16 protein-coding genes and 1 pseudogene are annotated in these 15,264 nt (G+C 38.7%); 4 read left to right on the top strand and 13 right to left on the bottom strand.

Features of this window, described 5'->3' with window-relative positions; all coding sequences use genetic code 11:
- Positions 1 to 299: 299 nt before the first annotated feature.
- On the top strand, positions 300 to 626 hold the full coding sequence (locus NQ510_RS14465; RefSeq protein ID WP_005825585.1) for a hypothetical protein: 327 nt from the start codon (positions 300 to 302) through the stop codon (positions 624 to 626).
- Positions 627 to 839: 213 nt separating this feature from the next.
- The gene (locus NQ510_RS14470) at positions 840 to 1,121 is read left to right on the top strand and encodes a hypothetical protein (protein ID WP_005825583.1); all 282 of its coding nucleotides are present in this window, start codon (positions 840 to 842) and stop codon (positions 1,119 to 1,121) included.
- A gap of 91 nt (positions 1,122 to 1,212) precedes the next feature.
- Here the strand turns inward: NQ510_RS14470 and NQ510_RS14475 are convergent, their stop codons facing one another.
- From NQ510_RS14475 to NQ510_RS14485, 3 genes are all read right to left on the bottom strand, one after another.
- Complete coding sequence (locus tag NQ510_RS14475) at positions 1,213 to 2,604, bottom strand: site-specific integrase (protein WP_005825581.1); 1,392 nt, start codon at positions 2,602 to 2,604, stop codon at positions 1,213 to 1,215.
- A 509-nt stretch (positions 2,605 to 3,113) separates the two neighbouring features.
- Positions 3,114 to 4,073 (bottom strand): alpha/beta hydrolase family protein, encoded by a 960-nt coding sequence (locus tag NQ510_RS14480; protein ID WP_005825579.1) that lies wholly within the window; start codon positions 4,071 to 4,073, stop codon positions 3,114 to 3,116.
- Positions 4,074 to 4,384: 311 nt separating this feature from the next.
- Positions 4,385 to 4,618, bottom strand: a complete 234-nt coding sequence (locus tag NQ510_RS14485; RefSeq protein WP_005825578.1) for a YecH family metal-binding protein — start codon at positions 4,616 to 4,618, stop codon at positions 4,385 to 4,387.
- Positions 4,619 to 4,827: 209 nt separating this feature from the next.
- Here NQ510_RS14485 and NQ510_RS14490 point away from each other — a divergent pair, with 209 nt between their 5' ends.
- On the top strand, positions 4,828 to 5,541 hold the full coding sequence (locus tag NQ510_RS14490; RefSeq protein WP_005825577.1) for a tetratricopeptide repeat protein: 714 nt from the start codon (positions 4,828 to 4,830) through the stop codon (positions 5,539 to 5,541).
- Positions 5,542 to 5,611: 70 nt separating this feature from the next.
- Here the strand turns inward: NQ510_RS14490 and NQ510_RS14495 are convergent, their stop codons facing one another.
- Genes NQ510_RS14495 through NQ510_RS14505 form a run of 3 tightly spaced genes read right to left on the bottom strand, consistent with a single transcriptional unit; the run spans position 5,612 to position 8,799 of the window.
- Positions 5,612 to 7,621: an alpha amylase C-terminal domain-containing protein gene (locus tag NQ510_RS14495; RefSeq protein ID WP_005825576.1), complete on the bottom strand. Its 2,010-nt coding sequence runs from the start codon at positions 7,619 to 7,621 to the stop codon at positions 5,612 to 5,614.
- A 31-nt stretch (positions 7,622 to 7,652) separates the two neighbouring features.
- Positions 7,653 to 8,099, bottom strand: a complete 447-nt coding sequence (locus NQ510_RS14500; protein ID WP_005825575.1) for a YhcH/YjgK/YiaL family protein — start codon at positions 8,097 to 8,099, stop codon at positions 7,653 to 7,655.
- Between the two features lie 34 nt (positions 8,100 to 8,133).
- Positions 8,134 to 8,799, bottom strand: coding sequence for a DUF2461 domain-containing protein (locus NQ510_RS14505; RefSeq protein WP_005825574.1), 666 nt, complete (start codon positions 8,797 to 8,799; stop codon positions 8,134 to 8,136).
- 335 nt (positions 8,800 to 9,134) lie between these two features.
- Here NQ510_RS14505 and NQ510_RS14510 point away from each other — a divergent pair, with 335 nt between their 5' ends.
- Positions 9,135 to 9,365, top strand: a complete 231-nt coding sequence (locus NQ510_RS14510) for a DUF6965 family protein (RefSeq protein WP_005825572.1) — start codon at positions 9,135 to 9,137, stop codon at positions 9,363 to 9,365.
- 104 nt (positions 9,366 to 9,469) lie between these two features.
- Here NQ510_RS14510 and NQ510_RS14515 read toward each other — a convergent pair whose 3' ends face one another.
- The 7 genes and pseudogenes from NQ510_RS14515 to NQ510_RS14545 all read right to left on the bottom strand — a co-directional run bounded on the left by NQ510_RS14515 (position 9,470) and on the right by NQ510_RS14545 (position 15,118).
- Positions 9,470 to 11,167, bottom strand: a complete 1,698-nt coding sequence (locus tag NQ510_RS14515; RefSeq protein WP_005825570.1) for an alpha-amylase family protein — start codon at positions 11,165 to 11,167, stop codon at positions 9,470 to 9,472.
- A 32-nt stretch (positions 11,168 to 11,199) separates the two neighbouring features.
- Complete coding sequence (locus NQ510_RS14520; RefSeq protein ID WP_005825568.1) at positions 11,200 to 12,009, bottom strand: patatin-like phospholipase family protein; 810 nt, start codon at positions 12,007 to 12,009, stop codon at positions 11,200 to 11,202.
- Positions 12,010 to 12,294: 285 nt separating this feature from the next.
- Positions 12,295 to 12,474: pseudogene (locus NQ510_RS14525) on the bottom strand (ECF transporter S component); the annotation flags it as partial.
- Between the two features lie 112 nt (positions 12,475 to 12,586).
- Positions 12,587 to 13,003 carry a hypothetical protein gene (locus tag NQ510_RS14530; protein ID WP_005825565.1) on the bottom strand — a complete coding sequence of 139 codons (417 nt, stop codon included), beginning with the start codon at positions 13,001 to 13,003 and terminating at the stop codon, positions 12,587 to 12,589.
- 240 nt (positions 13,004 to 13,243) lie between these two features.
- Positions 13,244 to 14,005: a hypothetical protein gene (locus NQ510_RS14535; RefSeq protein WP_005825564.1), complete on the bottom strand. Its 762-nt coding sequence runs from the start codon at positions 14,003 to 14,005 to the stop codon at positions 13,244 to 13,246.
- Positions 14,006 to 14,025: 20 nt separating this feature from the next.
- Complete coding sequence (locus NQ510_RS14540) at positions 14,026 to 14,298, bottom strand: hypothetical protein (RefSeq protein WP_005825562.1); 273 nt, start codon at positions 14,296 to 14,298, stop codon at positions 14,026 to 14,028.
- A gap of 7 nt (positions 14,299 to 14,305) precedes the next feature.
- A complete protein-coding gene (locus NQ510_RS14545; RefSeq protein ID WP_005825561.1) occupies positions 14,306 to 15,118 on the bottom strand; it encodes a uracil-DNA glycosylase family protein in 813 nt (270 codons plus the stop codon).
- Positions 15,119 to 15,264: the final 146 nt, after the last annotated feature.

The following is a 15,264-nucleotide window of genomic DNA, read 5'->3' on the forward strand; positions in this document are numbered from 1 at the left end:
GGGTTATTTATGCTTATGTTTATGTCATTTGATTAGTGAATGTCTGTTTGTTGACTGTTTTATAGAAGGGGCAGCTTATTCAGCTGCCTTGTTCCATTTCCCAGGAATTAAGTAATCCATATTGTGTAATTATTCCCCATGTGTGGTACTCAGTTCCACATATTTCCACACATAATTATTCCTTCTTGTTTTTATAATATGCTGATGTATAATGTATTATGTGCTGATGTACATCATGGCATATCGTTTGTCCTATAGTTAATACAAAAACTATATTTATTTACTTAAAACTTACGATTATGAAAAAAGTATTGGTAGCATTAGCAATGGTTATGGGATTAGGCAGTTCAGTAGCATTTGCTTACGTGGTTTCTGGAACACAGTCTGTAGAGCAAACTCAGCAAAATCCTCAGGATGAGTTCACAAAAGTGGAAGTAAAAGACTTGCCTCAGGCAGTTATGAATGTCTTGGCTAAGGACTATGAGGGGGCTGTAATAAAGGAGGCTTTCATTTCCGAGAAAGAAACCGGTAAGATTTATAAGGTTGTGTTGACCATCACCGAGGAAAATCAATCCACTGAAGAAGTAACGGTACTTCTGAATGAAAAAGGAGAAACTGTAGAATGAATGGAAACCCTGTAGTGGTTCGGCATCCATCTACAGAGATGATTCGAGATGCTTTTATGTCTATCTCGTTAATGCGAAAGGGGCGGCTGAATAGTCGCTCTTTTTGTTTATATTGTAATAATAGTTCGTTTCTTTTTCGTCAGAAATTCCTATTATAGAGGGTTGTTTTATACAAAATAATGTTTATATTTGTATTCTAATCCCTATTGTATTATGAATGACAAACAACAACTTCTAATTGATTGTATTTCCCTTCTTCCCGTTATAGGCATTCTGGTTTTGATAACTGTTGCCAATGACCAGCTTGTTACTATGGTTGCTGCCTATGTGCTTTGCGGAGAACTCTTATGCGTATTGGTTAGCAGGATATTAAATTTGTACTATATTGATGTGGCTTTTGTTTGGTTGGGTGGGATTATGCTTTGGTTGTGGTATTGGCTCTGGTTGGAGTCAAGCCATGTAGTGATGGAGATTGTGGAAAAGGCAGTTGAATGAATCGCTCCTCTTTCAGTAAAAATCCCCGTAGCGGCTCAACTACGGGGATGGTGTCAAATAACAGAGTATCAATATGAGATACTAAGTGAGCCTATTCCATTACAGATAAATCATCGTCAACTTCATACTGATTACAGCCAAAAGCCGCACACATTAAAATAAAACGTTCTTTTATACCTAATCCGGTATATCTGTCTACAGCTCCGCTGCCTTTTGCATGAAGTCCTGCTGCGTATTTATCTATCTGAACTTTATTCATTAAATCTACATGAGTTTTACGGGCAAGTTTACTGCTTGCAATCTCATATATGGATTTGTACTCATTTGTTCCCAATGCCGCACTAAACATTGCCACTTTCCGGCTAATCTCACAGTATTCAAGTAGTTTTTTTATTTGATAATTGTACCCGGTTTCACCATTGCCATCAGGATAATAGGGTAACAAAGCATTGCTTGGTAGCCTACCTTTATACTTCATAATAATATTATAAGCAATACGAATGATGGGAGTTTTTATCTCAGTGCGTATAAGTCCATCCTTGTGCGTTTTTTGAGGTAAATAATGAATGTAAGGTATTCCTTCTTCAATGCTGATATTATCAAAAGTGAATCGTCTGAAATCACCTATACGGCAACCGAAACAACATTGAACAACGAATACATCTTTTACTCGCTGCAATGTTTCGGGACATTCTTTGTGGACTACTTCATTGAATTCTGTTTTGGTGAGAAAGAAAGGCTCGTCATATTGTTGCTTCATAATGGACTCTTTTTCTTTTCCTATCTTCCGGAAAGGAGATACGGGAATAACATCATTACTTTCAAGCTCCACCATAAATGCTTGTAATAATAATAGTTTCTCAGCAATTGTATTCTGGCTTCTTTCCTTTGATGGTATATTCCGCTTATTCATTTCTGCGTACAGTTCTGGAAATTTTTCAACCAGAGTGTATTCTTTGCGTAGAAAATCACGAAAATTTAGAATATGTTCCTTATTGAATTCATTGACCGGCAACCCGTCAATGCCATTGATAATGAGGAATCGAGTCAGTTCCCTTATCACTACATCGTAATGTTTCTTTCTGCCAGGACCTATTACACCTGCATTTAGCCATCCGTCAACATAGCGTTGGAACATACTACACATGGATTCCTCTTCACTGCTGATGTTATATTTTTCAGGATGTAAGTGCTGGTCTATTAAGATTTCCAGTTTTTCACTGGTTAATTCTTTGTTGCTCCCATAAATGGATAAAATTAGATTCTTCCGTTCTTCAATAGATGTATTAAATGATGTTCTTATGTCTAACTTTATAATACTTTTAGCCTTATATTTTTCAGTCTTGGCATCCCAAAGAGTAGGAGAGACCATAATATCTGATTTGTGGAATAACTGTACATTGCGTCCATCAGATAATCGAAATCTGATATTTACCTCTTTATCTTTCTTCCCAGTTCTTATAAATGCTTTTACTGTAGTCATATATTCTCTGTTATATCGGTTGTGCAAATATACATAAATTGCACAACTCAGTTCAAATATTGCACAACATAATGCAATGGCATGCAATATAATATTTTTATATTACTCTGATTTTTAATATAATGTTATATGTATTGGTTTTATAGTATTTTACATTCCGAATCGCAACGGAATCACAAGGAAAAAACCGCAAATGGCTAATAAAAAGCTTTTGCGGTTTTCTTGTTTTAGAATTAGAAAATGTCCGCATTTTGTCAGCATAGGTTGTAATGGGAAACAAATTGGAGTATTTGGTTTACATTGCAGGCAAGATTTATTTGCGATACCTGGAGAAAAAATTATCAATCCAACGGACTAGATATACTATAATAACTCCGGCTATGACCATACTGATAATACGTACCAACATAATTTATAGAATTAAAGATTTGTTTTTATAGAATAATAATGTGCAAAGATAATTGATTGGTGGAGAAACAAAAACTCTGGAAAGGATATAAAGATAGGAATTAACGCATATTTTCACGGATATAATCTTCTATTGTAAAATCACTCTTATATCTAGATATTTCCGGATTCTTCTCTACAGTCGTAATGCAACGTTTTTCTTTACCAAGTACCAACCGGTTTAGGAAGCTCAGGATGTCATGACGATTATCCTTCATAGGAGAATAGGATAGGGAATGTCCTATACCTTCCGCTATATAGAAATAGTATGCTGTCTCTTTTTCTTTCAGTTGCATACAGATAAAGTTTGAGCCCCATAGCCCCATTTCCTCTACTACTGCCTTAGTAAAAGGAACCGTGCTGTCGGCATCACCATGGAACAACATAAGAGGACAAGGGGACATTATCCATTTTGGAATACCATTGGCACAGATTACTCCAGAAAAGGAAATGACCCCTGCATAATTGAAATTGGCAGGTAATCTGTCCGCAAAAGCCGTTTGATTGCAAATCTCATACTCTGCTTGAAGGGCAGTTATCGCACCTGCACTCGAACCGCAAGCTATAATTTGTGCAGGATTTATTTGCCATTCTACACTATGCTCAATTATATAATTTGTAGCATCACCAAAATCTTCTACAGCACAAGTGATTGCTTGTTGCAGGGCAGAAGAGAATCCTTGCAAGTCCGAATACTCCGATTTATCTATATCCTTTAATTGGGTACGGTAATCTGTTGATACTACCACATAGCCGGCTCGTGCCCAAAAATGAAAATAAGAAATGTAATCGGGATTATCTCTTCTCCCGCCTTTGAAACCTCCCCCAAATGCAAAAAGAATGACGGGCTTTGATTGTGTCCCTTGTATTTGATCAATCATTACATACTTGTCCAGTTTCAGAGTATCAGCCTTTTTGATGGCAAAAGTATATGTTTGCTTGTCAATATGCTGTGCATGCACAACAGTAGCTATACTCAATAATGAGCATGCCATCAAGATAAAAATAAAGCGTTTTCCCATATTCAGTTTATTCTATTAATGCTGCGTGGATTATCTGACCTACAAAGATAGAATAAAACTATAACTAAAAAGGGGAAAGATGACATTTAGACATAAAAAAAGGCTATCTATCCCAGACAGCCAATCTTTTTTATTAACCTTAAATCTAATACTATGAAAAACACAGTACAAAGATACGTACTTGCAGGAGATATCCAAATTTTAGCGGGTAATCAGCGGATATTATAACATGGTTTAGTAGAATATTATTTCCGTTAACTATTAACATAAATAATATTCAATTTAACAGAAGAAGGAATTAATATTCCTCATCAGTGATTGCAAACTTTAGTCATGTCCACTGTAAATCCACCATTGGCGGGTATAAATTTTCCTTTTCTTTTAAGAAATTCTATCAGGGTATCTACATCCATATTGTTGGCAGAGCAGGTGAAAAAACGCTGCTGCTCGCCGAATTTTTGGATAATGGCTTCTCTCAATGATAACTCAGTATAACTATTACCTTCCATCATGTGAAGGACTTCATGTGCATGTAATTGTTCCATAATCTTTTTTTGTGGCAAAGATAATATGATATTCTAAGTATAAGTGTAACATATGTGACAAAGTCCAACACACATATCCGGATATTTGCTTTTACGTAAAATAACACTTGTTACGACTATGCTAAAAACCTCAAAAAAAGTAAAAAGGTTTTGCTTCTATACCATTGTAAACTAACTTTGGGAATCAACTTTTAAATGAATTAAAGCATATGAAAAAATTAATCTTATCTATTGCACTATGTTGTGCAGCTACGAATTTCTTTGCGCAGAATGCTGACCCTGCCCAGTTGGTCAACGATGGTAAGGCTGCTCTTGAAGCTAAAAATTACCAGGAAGCTTACACAAAATTTAGTACTTATCTGACACAAACAAACAACCAAGATTCCGTAATTGCATATAACTGTGGCGTTTGTGCCGATAAGATAAAGAAACCTGCCGAAGCTTTGAAGTATTTTGATATTGCTGTACAGAAAAAGTATAACCTGGCAAATGCTTATATAGGTAAAGCCGGTGCTTTGAAAGATTTGAAGAAAAATGATGAGTATGTTGCCACTTTAAAGGAAGGGCTGGAAGCAAATCCCGGTAATAAGACATTGACTAAATTGTATGCCACTTATTACGTAAATCAAGGTATCATGGCGCAGAAAGCCAAAAAGATGGATGCAGCCGAAGAAGCATTTAAACAAGCCATAGCTATCCAAGCAGATAATGTAAATGCACTTAACAGTCTGGGTTCTTTGTATTATAGTAAGGGTGCCAATACCATGAAAACAGATGTAGAAAAAGCAAAAGTTGAATTCAAGGAAGCCAAAGAATATTTGGATAAACTTATTCCATTGCTCTCTGCGGACAAACCAGCTCAAAAGAAGATGATGGATAATGCAAAAACGATGTTGAACTTCATCGACAGTCAAGTGAAATAAAAGACTCATATATAAAAAAGAGGCAGATATCAATTCAGATATTTGCCTCTTTTTTTGTGTTATGAAATGACTATTTAGTTCTTCTCAGTACAACAGCTGTACGTGCCGGTATGTAAAGCTTCAGCCACTCCTTCTTGTCTTTTTTGTAAAGCGGGTCGTGAATGGTAAAATGTTTGATGGTATCATCCGTCAAACCATTACCGCCATAATCTGGATTATCTGTATTCAAAATAACTTCATAAGTTCCGGCAGGAACCAAGAAACCGTAATCAGTAAAAGACTGCTTAGGGTTGAAGTTGAATACAAAAATCAAGTCCTTGCGCATATAGGCCAATACCTGGTCACCGTCATTATGCCATATTTCTTGGACCGGAGTAGCCTGGAAGTTCTTTATGCTTTTTACAACTCCCAACATGGCAGCATCAAAGTCACCCATATAATGATATGCCAGATTCTTGTTGTCCACCAAATTCCATTGGCGGCGGGCATATTTACAAGACCAACCGTTACCTTCACGGGGGAAGTCAATCCATTCCGGATGTCCGAATTCATTGCCCATAAAGTTAAGATAACCGCCATTGATAGTAGTCGCAGTCAGTAAACGTATCATTTTATGGAGAGAAATGCCTCGATTTACGGTATAGTTCTCGTCTCCTTTCTGCATGTGCCAGTACATATCCGCATCAATCAAGCGGAAAATGATGGTTTTATCGCCCACCAAAGCTTGGTCATGGCTTTCCGCATAGGAGATGGTCTTTTCATCTTTGCGGCGGTTGGTCACTTCCCAGAACATGCTGGATGGCTTCCAGTCTTCATCTATTTTCTCCTTGATTGTCTTAATCCAATAATCGGGAATATTCATGGCCATACGGTAATCAAATCCGTAGCCGCCATCTTCATATTTTGCCGCCAGTCCGGGCATTCCCGATACTTCTTCGGCAATGGTGATGGCTTTGGCATTGACCTGATGGATAAGCCGGTTGGCAAGTGTCAGATAACAAATGGCATTGTCGTCTTGATGTCCGTTGAAGTAATCTCCATAATTACAGAATGCTTCTCCCAAACCATGACTATAATATAACATGGAGGTTACTCCGTCAAAGCGGAAGCCGTCGAAATGATATTCTTCCAGCCAGAATTTACAGTTAGACAGCAGGAAGTGAATAACTTCGTTCTTGCCGTAATCAAAGCAAAGCGAATCCCAAGCCGGATGTTCCCGACGTCCACCGGGATAGAAATATTGATTAGGATCACCGGCAAAGTTACCCAAGCCTTCGACTTCATTCTTCACAGCGTGTGAATGGACAATATCCATGATAACGGCAATCCCCATGCTATGGGCTGTATCAATCAGTTCTTTCAGTTCTTCCGGAGTACCAAAACGGGAAGAAGCGGCAAAGAAACTGGAAACATGGTATCCGAAGCTACCATAATAGGGATGTTCCTGGATAGCCATAATCTGTATGCAGTTGTAGCCTTCTTTGGCGATACGTGGAAGAATCTTTTCCTGAAATTCCTTATAGCTACCGACCTTTTCCTCCTGCTGAGACATACCGATATGGCATTCATATATCAATAAAGGATCTGTAGATGGCTTGAAAACCCGCTTTTTCATTTTATAGGGTTTCTCCGGAGCCCAAACCTGGGCACTGAATATTTTAGTCTGTTCGTCTTGTACGACACGTGTAGCCCATGCAGGAATGCGTTCACCGCAACCACCGTCCCAATGTACCATCAGCTTGTACAAGTCACCGTGTTTCACGGCATCAGCAGGAAGCTTGATTTCCCAATTACCGTTTGCTTTACGCTTCAAGCTATATTTTTTTTCTTCTTTCCAATCGTTAAAAGTTCCGACCATAAAGATTTGGGTTGCGTTAGGCGCCCATTCACGGAAAACCCAACCATCGTCAGTACGATGCAGGCCGAAATAGAGGTATCCGGATGCAAAATCAGACAAGGTTAGTTTTCCTTTGTTGGTCAATTCCGATTCTTTGTCTATGGCATGTTGATGACGTCCGTTGATGGCATCGGCAAAAGGTTCCAGCCATGGGTCATTCTTGATTAAATTCAATGTTTCCATAAAGAGGATGAGTTTTGGATATTTGATAAATTTACGCTTTAACTTTCACAATTATTTTTTTTACACCGTCAGGGGTAATACCCGGAGCATGCCCGTCCTGAGGGAAAAAGATAGCAAACATTCCGGGCTTCACTGCAATATAGTCCTCCGCCAGTCCTTCAAAAAAAGTGATGTCTTTTTCCGCATTGTAAGGAGCATCAACCGGAAGGCAGTCTTGGGCGGCGGTATAACCCATTATCTCCGTACCGGACAAGGGTATTTGAATGTCAATATAGTCTTTATGGGTTTCCAGTTTGGCATTTTCTTTTTCTTTTGGGTTTGTCTGCGCCACGTTGACCAGCAAGTCCTTTCCTTTCAGTTCGGTCTTGCCGATTTCCAAAGAGTGCAAGTCATGTGATTTTAAAAAATCAATGGCCTGCTCAAATAGAGGATGCAGCAAAGTATATTTTTCTATGTTTTCAAGTCTGTCTATAACCATAATTCAAATGTTTTAAGTTAGTTATATAGGTAAATTATTCAAAGTCGTCTATGGTGTAATTCACAAAATCAGAAAAACGCTTCATCTGCTTGAAGATGTCGTCCGTACGATCCAAAAAGTCTGGAGCAAGAAAGAAGCTGTCCGGCTGGCAGCAGGCAACCGTATACTCTTTACACTGAAGGTATTTCAGATAGGGATAGTCCTTTGGAAATCCTTTTGGAGCTGTTTTTAGAAAATTCTCTCCGATGACGGGAAAGTATTGCTTGAAAGCAGGATCTTCCACTATACTGCGAAATTCATCTATATTGTCGTATACCGCTTGTCGCAGAGCTCTTAACAAGGGCGGGGGAGGACAATAACTTCCACCGGCCAACAAGCAGTTTCCCGGTTCCAGATGCACGTAATAGCCACAATGGTCGGATTTCTTTCCTTTCGCATTGATATATCCTCCCAGATGTGTCTTGTAGGGAGTTTTATCTTCGGAAAAGCGTGTATCACGATAAATACGGTATGTACAGTCCTTTGCTTCTATACCACGGATGCTTTCATCAAATAAAGAGATACGGGAGATAATTACTGTAAGCAAGTTTTCAAACTCGCTGCGGGCGACTTCATACTGTTCCCGGTGAGAATTGAACCATTCACGATTGTTGTTTGCAGACAGTTCTTTCAAAAATTGAAATATAACAGGGATATTCATATCATATTCTTTCCTTATTATCTGCCAAATTTACGGATAATATTTCTAACATGCTACAAAGAAGGGTAAAAAAAAGCATCGGCTCTGGTAAACCGATGCTCCTTACACATTTATCAATCAAACAGACGCTTCTGTTTTTGATGTACTTACTTATCACAAGCGGGTACGTCTCTTTTAATTAATCTTATATCTAATACTATGAAAAACACATTTATATAACACAACAAATTGGAATTTTGTTCATGCAGATGAGGATAACTTTAGCATAAAAAAATGGGTGGGTCATTTTATTCTGCATCCGGTTTGCACTATCTTTGCAAGAAAATATGTAGAATATGGCCGAATATAAATTTGATGAAGATAGCGTTAAAGCGCTGATAGATTGGGCAAAGAGCACATCTTTCCCTCAAAGTGTAACATTGTCTGATGCTGAGAACATAGTGGATGTGAAACGTTTTGTGCAAGCTAACCTGAGTGACATAGATGCACATTATCCTGATGATTTTTATAATCCTGCCATCACGCGGCTATATCGGCTGAAGGAATATATGGAAGAGAACAAATAAAGACTTGGCACTGATTATGCGGAAAACCACGAAGCGATTAAGAAATCCGTGTTGTTCTGCATAATCAGTGCCAAATCTAATAAATCACCAGAGTTGTGACTCCGTTATAGCTTTATCTTAAGTATCTTTCCTCCATATCCTTCGACGGCCACATTAGTAGCCTTGTAGGGAAGCAGACTTATGTTTTCTTCTTTTCCGCTGAGCAGCTCCGTAGCTTTGTACTGGTCCATCTGCGGTATTTGCAGGAAGTCAAAAGCATGAGAAGGAATATTTATGGCAAGGTCTGCCGAGATATGGTCGAAGTTCACGACGAACAGCAGCAGGTCTCTCTCAAATTTGCGCAGGAATGTATATTGCTTATGTTCATTAAAGCGCCATCCGTTGACATTGGCATACATCAAATCGAAGAAAGCCCCCTGAGAGATGGCCTTTTCTTCATTGCAAAGAGTCAGTAGCCGTTTATAAATGCTGTATAGGTGTTTCTGGTCCTCCGTCAGCATCTTGCCGTCGAACTTGCCGCCATTGCGCCAACGACGGATGGTATCTACACTCCAATAGTCAAAGATGGTTGTACGTCCGTCCCGGCCGCTGAAACCTTCACTATCCATGCCCAGCTCACCAAACTCCTGACCGAAATAAATCATCATCGGATTGGTGTTCATGCAGGCTGACACAATGAGTGCCGGAATCGCCTTGCGTGGGTTACTGGCAAAAAAGTCGGAAGCGATACGTTGCTCGTCATGGTTTTCCAGAAAGTTCAGCATGCGTTTTTCTATACCTCCCAGACTTTGCCAAGAGCGGGTGATGGCAGTTGCCGATTCATACCCGCAAGTAACAGCCCGCAAGGTATCATAAAGTCCTACTTTGTCGTATAAATAATCAAACTTGCCACGGAACAAGTAATTCTTGTATTCTCCCGGGTTATAGACTTCGGCTATAAACAGCAGGGAGGGATATTGCTCCTTTACCTGCGGGATTGCCCATTCCCAGAACTCTACGGGAACCATTTCGGCCATATCGCAACGGAAACCGTCTATATTCTTTCCCGCCCAGAACAGCATGATATCCAGCATCTTGGTCCATGTGTCGGGAATGGGGTCGAAATGGCAAGTCCCGCCGTTCTGATAATCCACTCCATAATTCAACTTTATAGTTTCGTACCAATCGGTGATGTTTGGATAAGCGTCAAAACGGTTGTTTCCGGTAGCTTTTGCCGGAAACTCCCTATAAGGTTCGGCGGCTGCACCTTTCATGTCAAATTGGCCATGCAGTTCCGATTTCGGGATATAATAGAAGTTATTATATGGGCTGAACGCATAATTGGTATCATCGTTTGAACCCAGTTGTGAAGTGCCATCCGGCTGGGCATCCGAGTGATATTGACGGGCTACGTGGTTGGGAACAAAATCTATGATAACCTTCAGACCGCTACGGTGAGTGCGCTGCACCAGATTCTCAAACTCTCTCATACGCTCCGGTACGTCCTTGGCGAGATCCGGATCGACATCATAGTAGTCCTTGATGGCATAGGGAGATCCGGCTTTACCTTTCACAATGGCCGGATGGTCGGGTTGGATATTGTGACGGCGGTAGTCAGTTTGCGTAGCATGCTCGATGATGCCCGTGTACCATATATGTGTAGCGCCAAGCTTCTTGATTTCTCCCAACGCCTTGGCTGTAAAGTCAGCCATCTTGCCGCATCCATTTTCGGTGATGCTGCCATTATTGATGCAGTGGTTATTGTTGTTTCCGAATAGTCGGGTGAACACTTGATAAATAATCAATTTGTTTTCGTCGTTCATTTCTTTGTTTTCTATGTTATAGAATGGTTATTTTATTCTTTCCAAATGCTGCCTTTGTCAATGAGCAGGCGTTCCAATATATCATTGGTCGTATTATATCCCTGCATGAATATCTCCTCCGCCTTTTCCAGCTCTGTATTGCTGTATCCTTCCAAGTTATAAGGTTCTATCAGCAAATCAGCCTTCTCGCGTTCAGGAAAAGAGTTGGAGCGGAACATAAAATTATAGGAACGTAAGGCAATGCTCACAATGTTCATTTTATACTTGGTTGCCATCAAAGGGCTGACATTCACGGCAATCACTTTTTCGCATATACGGCGGAGGGTAGAGACAGGCAGGTTCATCAGCAGGCCTCCGTCCACGTAATGGGTGCCGTCTATATTGACCGGGGCAAACAATACCGGCATGCAACACGAAGCTGCTACGCGTTCGGCGATGTCACCCTTATGGAAATGTACCAAACGTCCATGGTCCAGATCAGTAGCTGTAATAATCAGAGGAATTTGCAGTTCTTCCAGTTTTTTGGATTTCAAATTGCTTTTCAGGAAATCGATGAATTCTCCCAATTCAAACAATCCGACTTTGGGAATCACCAGTTTGGTCAGGTCCTGAAACTTGTGCCCGGCAAAGTAGTCAAGAACTTTATGCGGTTCATTGCCGTCGGCGTAGAATACCCCGGCCAAGGCTCCGGCGCTGACTCCGGAAAGTATATTGGGCTTTATGTCATGTTCCAATAAGGATTGCATGGCACCCAAATGGGCAAAGCCTTTGATGAAACCGCCGCTTAAGGCAAAACCTATTGGATATTTTTTAGTGAACCAGTTGTTCGTTACTACTTCCATGTTGAAAATATGATATATTGTTCGGCACGAAATTAATGATTTTATTGTAGGGAGAAAGGAAAATAGCGGAAAAAAGTTCAAAGTATTAAGAGAAAAGTCTTCTCTATTAAGGAGAAAGTTTTTCTTAGTTAGGGAAAAAGTTTTTATCAGTTAAGAAAAAACTTTGTTTATGGTTTGCGGATGTCTATCCCAAGCCTTGGGATAGACATCCGCAAACTGGGGATATGTATCCGCAGTGTGCGAACAAAGTTTTAGGATTAAGGGATACTGTTTGAGAATATACGTTTATTTCTTTGCGATTGCTTTCAGCAGTGCATATCCTCCAAACCACTGAATCAGCATGCCCGGAATGCCCATACGGAAATCTTGCACTGCCAAAAAGAAATTACCGCACAGTGCCCATTCAAAGGCCGTACCGATAATTTGATAGGAGAGGATTACACCCAGCAATGCCAATAAAGAGACCCAATTATATACTTTAATGCACCAATCACACAAAAATAAAAGCCGCACCCAAATTCAAACTTAGGTGCGGCTATTTTAGAAAAATTTATTATATCCATATTATTAATTCATACTAACAGAAAACAATATAGTTAAAATAACAAGTTATATTAGCATTTTCTTTTTGCAATCTTATATCACCTGTTGTACCATTAAAACTAACCTTAAGTGTATTTTTTAGCTCAAGTTTTTTTAACGTAAACTCAACATCATAAATCTTTATATCAAATGTCATAACAGCACCATTATCAGCTTTAGGAATTAATAAACATGACGGTATTGGTATATATGGAGTTCTATTATTCCATTCTGAAATTGTATTTTCTATCCATATAAACAAATAATTCCAAGGTGCTCCACCAGGGTTTACGGTATAATCAGAATTATCAAAAGTAATACTACGTGATTGCCAATTCAAGTATTCTTTAAATCTTGCATTTATATCCGCTTTTGTAGGACACTCATTTGATGCCAAATCATTCCAAGCCATAATGTGCCTCCTTCCTGCTCAGGATTTTACAATTTCCTTTAAGATGTTTAACACATTTACGAGGTGGTACACCAATGGTGGATTTCGTCACTTGATTACCTAAATGGGGGGGGGGATATTAGGAATCTTTCTTTACACATAAATCTGTATTTCAATTTATGATTTATATATGTATAAAACAAGACCGTATCTCAATACTTATACTTTGATACGGTCTTGCCAAAATTCTCTATATTCAAATCATTTCTTCAACACTTTAGCTATTTTTCCAAATAGTCCAGCTTTTTTATAATCCCATTCTTCTGCTTTCTTTTCAAAATACGGTATCATCTTATTGTGCTCATCCAGACATTTCAATCTCATCAATTTAGTATCAAATTCAGTCCGACACCTACGATAATCTTCTTCATCCATTGACTTCAACAATGGGCCTAATATAGGTATAGGAGGAGCAGGTGCAAAATATTCTGCTACATCTTCTACCAAATGGGAAAGTCTGTCTATCAGTTTTTTTACTTGTACATCGGTTGTTTTATTTTCATCTTTATTTGTATTCTCTATCTTTTCCACCTTCTTCACAACTTCTACCTTCTTTTGGGAAAAAGCTTCAAACGGGAACATATAAACTACTGAACATTGTTCAATGGCAGAATTAGACTTCAAATAAGCAGAAACATAAGGCTCATTACCCAAAATGTCCTTATTATCTCTTTTGTTTTCATTTCTCGCCTTAGCATTCCAACGGAAATCGCTATCAACCATTGAATTAGCCCAAGTACACCAAGCAATAGTACCCCCTACCATCCAAACTTTAAAATACTTATCGCCTTCTTCTCCCGCATATTCAAATGCTTTCTGCGGACTCAAAATGATAATATCACTTTGATTAATATCCGTAAAATTAACTTGCTTTCCTTTACGCAAAGCATTCACGATTTTATCAAACAATACTTCATTGTTTGCTTTCAAATACTCTAAAACTGAATTTTCATTATTGCTCATATCTTCTCATTTTAATGTTTCTACCCAATTATCAAATTTCCGATAAACCACACTGCAAAAGCTGTCATATTGGCTACACCAAGTTTCTTTATAAAGATACCGAATGCAGAATTTACCCAAAAATCTCTTGGGGCAATCGTTACTTCCACACTCAAAGCATATCCTATAAAGAATGCTATAATACCAAATACTCCAGCAAGTCCCGAAGCTGCACTTTCAGCCCAAAACATAATATCTATTGCAACTAATGCAATGATATTCAATACTAACAATACGAATGTTATACAACCCATAATTCTACTATTTTAATGATTCAACAATTTCATCTACATATACATTTGCAACATTTTCAGTTGTTGCTTTAATATCTTCTAATATTGGAAACCTTTTGACTATCGCTCCTCGTGCAGTTCCCGACAAATGCGGCAACATTATTGATTTGGCATTTACCACACATTTATCTAAAACCTCTTTCGCTTTCTTACCTAAACAAACACAAAGATTTGGTCTCACTAAGTCTAATTCTTTTTGCAATATATCAGTATATACCTCTAATTTACTTTCTAAACAGGTTTTAGACATTTCTCTATCATGTACAAAATACTTATTCGCATCAGTCAGGTATATTGCAAACTCTTTCTTAATCAGACTATTAATCAACAAATCTGCCATTTTACCACCACTTCCACTTTTTCTATGGGTTGCATCATGCAGCCCAAATGGACTTGATACTATCGCATCATGGCATTCTTCATACCATTTCGCATCACGTAACGGGTCTTGCGCAATAAGCATAATTCGGACATTATCGACTTGAACATTAAACCAAGTCGGCAAATCCAAACCTATTGCACCTTTATCTGTAAAATCTTTTCTAAACAATGGATTCAAAATGGGAATACAAACAGAGGTAGTATCTGTATATCCATTAAAAGGCTTCAAATCATCGGAAAACTCTTTTTGCCATTCTGCATACGAGAAGTCATAGCACTTTCTCATTTGCTTATAACGAGCCTTTAACATATCTAATTGCTGAATACCCAACAATTCATCAGCAACTAACTTTGGAATATCATCCGACAAATGACAATCATTGCAGAAGACTGTTATCATACACAATCACTTTGCGCTCCCCCAGTCTCAAAGAAAGCATTTTCTAAAATAGGGAAGGCGCAAGACTGTTATCAAATTCCGTCAATGGGTTCTGGACTACCTCTGCACCGAAAAATGAAAACAGCTCACGCCTTTGGCTGTATATC

This window comes from Bacteroides uniformis (assembly GCF_025147485.1).
GTDB classification, from domain to species: Bacteria; Bacteroidota; Bacteroidia; order Bacteroidales; family Bacteroidaceae; genus Bacteroides; species Bacteroides uniformis.

What these genes read in the sequence shown, in the direction of transcription:
- NQ510_RS14465 (WP_005825585.1), top strand. Translation starts at nt 300, where the DNA reads ATGAAAAAAGTATTGGTAGCATTAGCAATGGTTATGGGATTAGGCAGT.
- NQ510_RS14470 (WP_005825583.1), top strand. Translation starts at nt 840, where the DNA reads ATGAATGACAAACAACAACTTCTAATTGATTGTATTTCCCTTCTTCCC.
- NQ510_RS14475 (WP_005825581.1), bottom strand. Translation starts at nt 2,604, where the DNA reads ATGACTACAGTAAAAGCATTTATAAGAACTGGGAAGAAAGATAAAGAG.
- NQ510_RS14480 (WP_005825579.1), bottom strand. Translation starts at nt 4,073, where the DNA reads ATGGGAAAACGCTTTATTTTTATCTTGATGGCATGCTCATTATTGAGT.
- NQ510_RS14485 (WP_005825578.1), bottom strand. Translation starts at nt 4,618, where the DNA reads ATGGAACAATTACATGCACATGAAGTCCTTCACATGATGGAAGGTAAT.
- NQ510_RS14490 (WP_005825577.1), top strand. Translation starts at nt 4,828, where the DNA reads ATGAAAAAATTAATCTTATCTATTGCACTATGTTGTGCAGCTACGAAT.
- NQ510_RS14495 (WP_005825576.1), bottom strand. Translation starts at nt 7,621, where the DNA reads ATGGAAACATTGAATTTAATCAAGAATGACCCATGGCTGGAACCTTTT.
- NQ510_RS14500 (WP_005825575.1), bottom strand. Translation starts at nt 8,099, where the DNA reads ATGGTTATAGACAGACTTGAAAACATAGAAAAATATACTTTGCTGCAT.
- NQ510_RS14505 (WP_005825574.1), bottom strand. Translation starts at nt 8,799, where the DNA reads ATGAATATCCCTGTTATATTTCAATTTTTGAAAGAACTGTCTGCAAAC.
- NQ510_RS14510 (WP_005825572.1), top strand. Translation starts at nt 9,135, where the DNA reads ATGGCCGAATATAAATTTGATGAAGATAGCGTTAAAGCGCTGATAGAT.
- NQ510_RS14515 (WP_005825570.1), bottom strand. Translation starts at nt 11,167, where the DNA reads ATGAACGACGAAAACAAATTGATTATTTATCAAGTGTTCACCCGACTA.
- NQ510_RS14520 (WP_005825568.1), bottom strand. Translation starts at nt 12,009, where the DNA reads ATGGAAGTAGTAACGAACAACTGGTTCACTAAAAAATATCCAATAGGT.
- NQ510_RS14530 (WP_005825565.1), bottom strand. Translation starts at nt 13,003, where the DNA reads ATGGCTTGGAATGATTTGGCATCAAATGAGTGTCCTACAAAAGCGGAT.
- NQ510_RS14535 (WP_005825564.1), bottom strand. Translation starts at nt 14,005, where the DNA reads ATGAGCAATAATGAAAATTCAGTTTTAGAGTATTTGAAAGCAAACAAT.
- NQ510_RS14540 (WP_005825562.1), bottom strand. Translation starts at nt 14,298, where the DNA reads ATGGGTTGTATAACATTCGTATTGTTAGTATTGAATATCATTGCATTA.
- NQ510_RS14545 (WP_005825561.1), bottom strand. Translation starts at nt 15,118, where the DNA reads ATGATAACAGTCTTCTGCAATGATTGTCATTTGTCGGATGATATTCCA.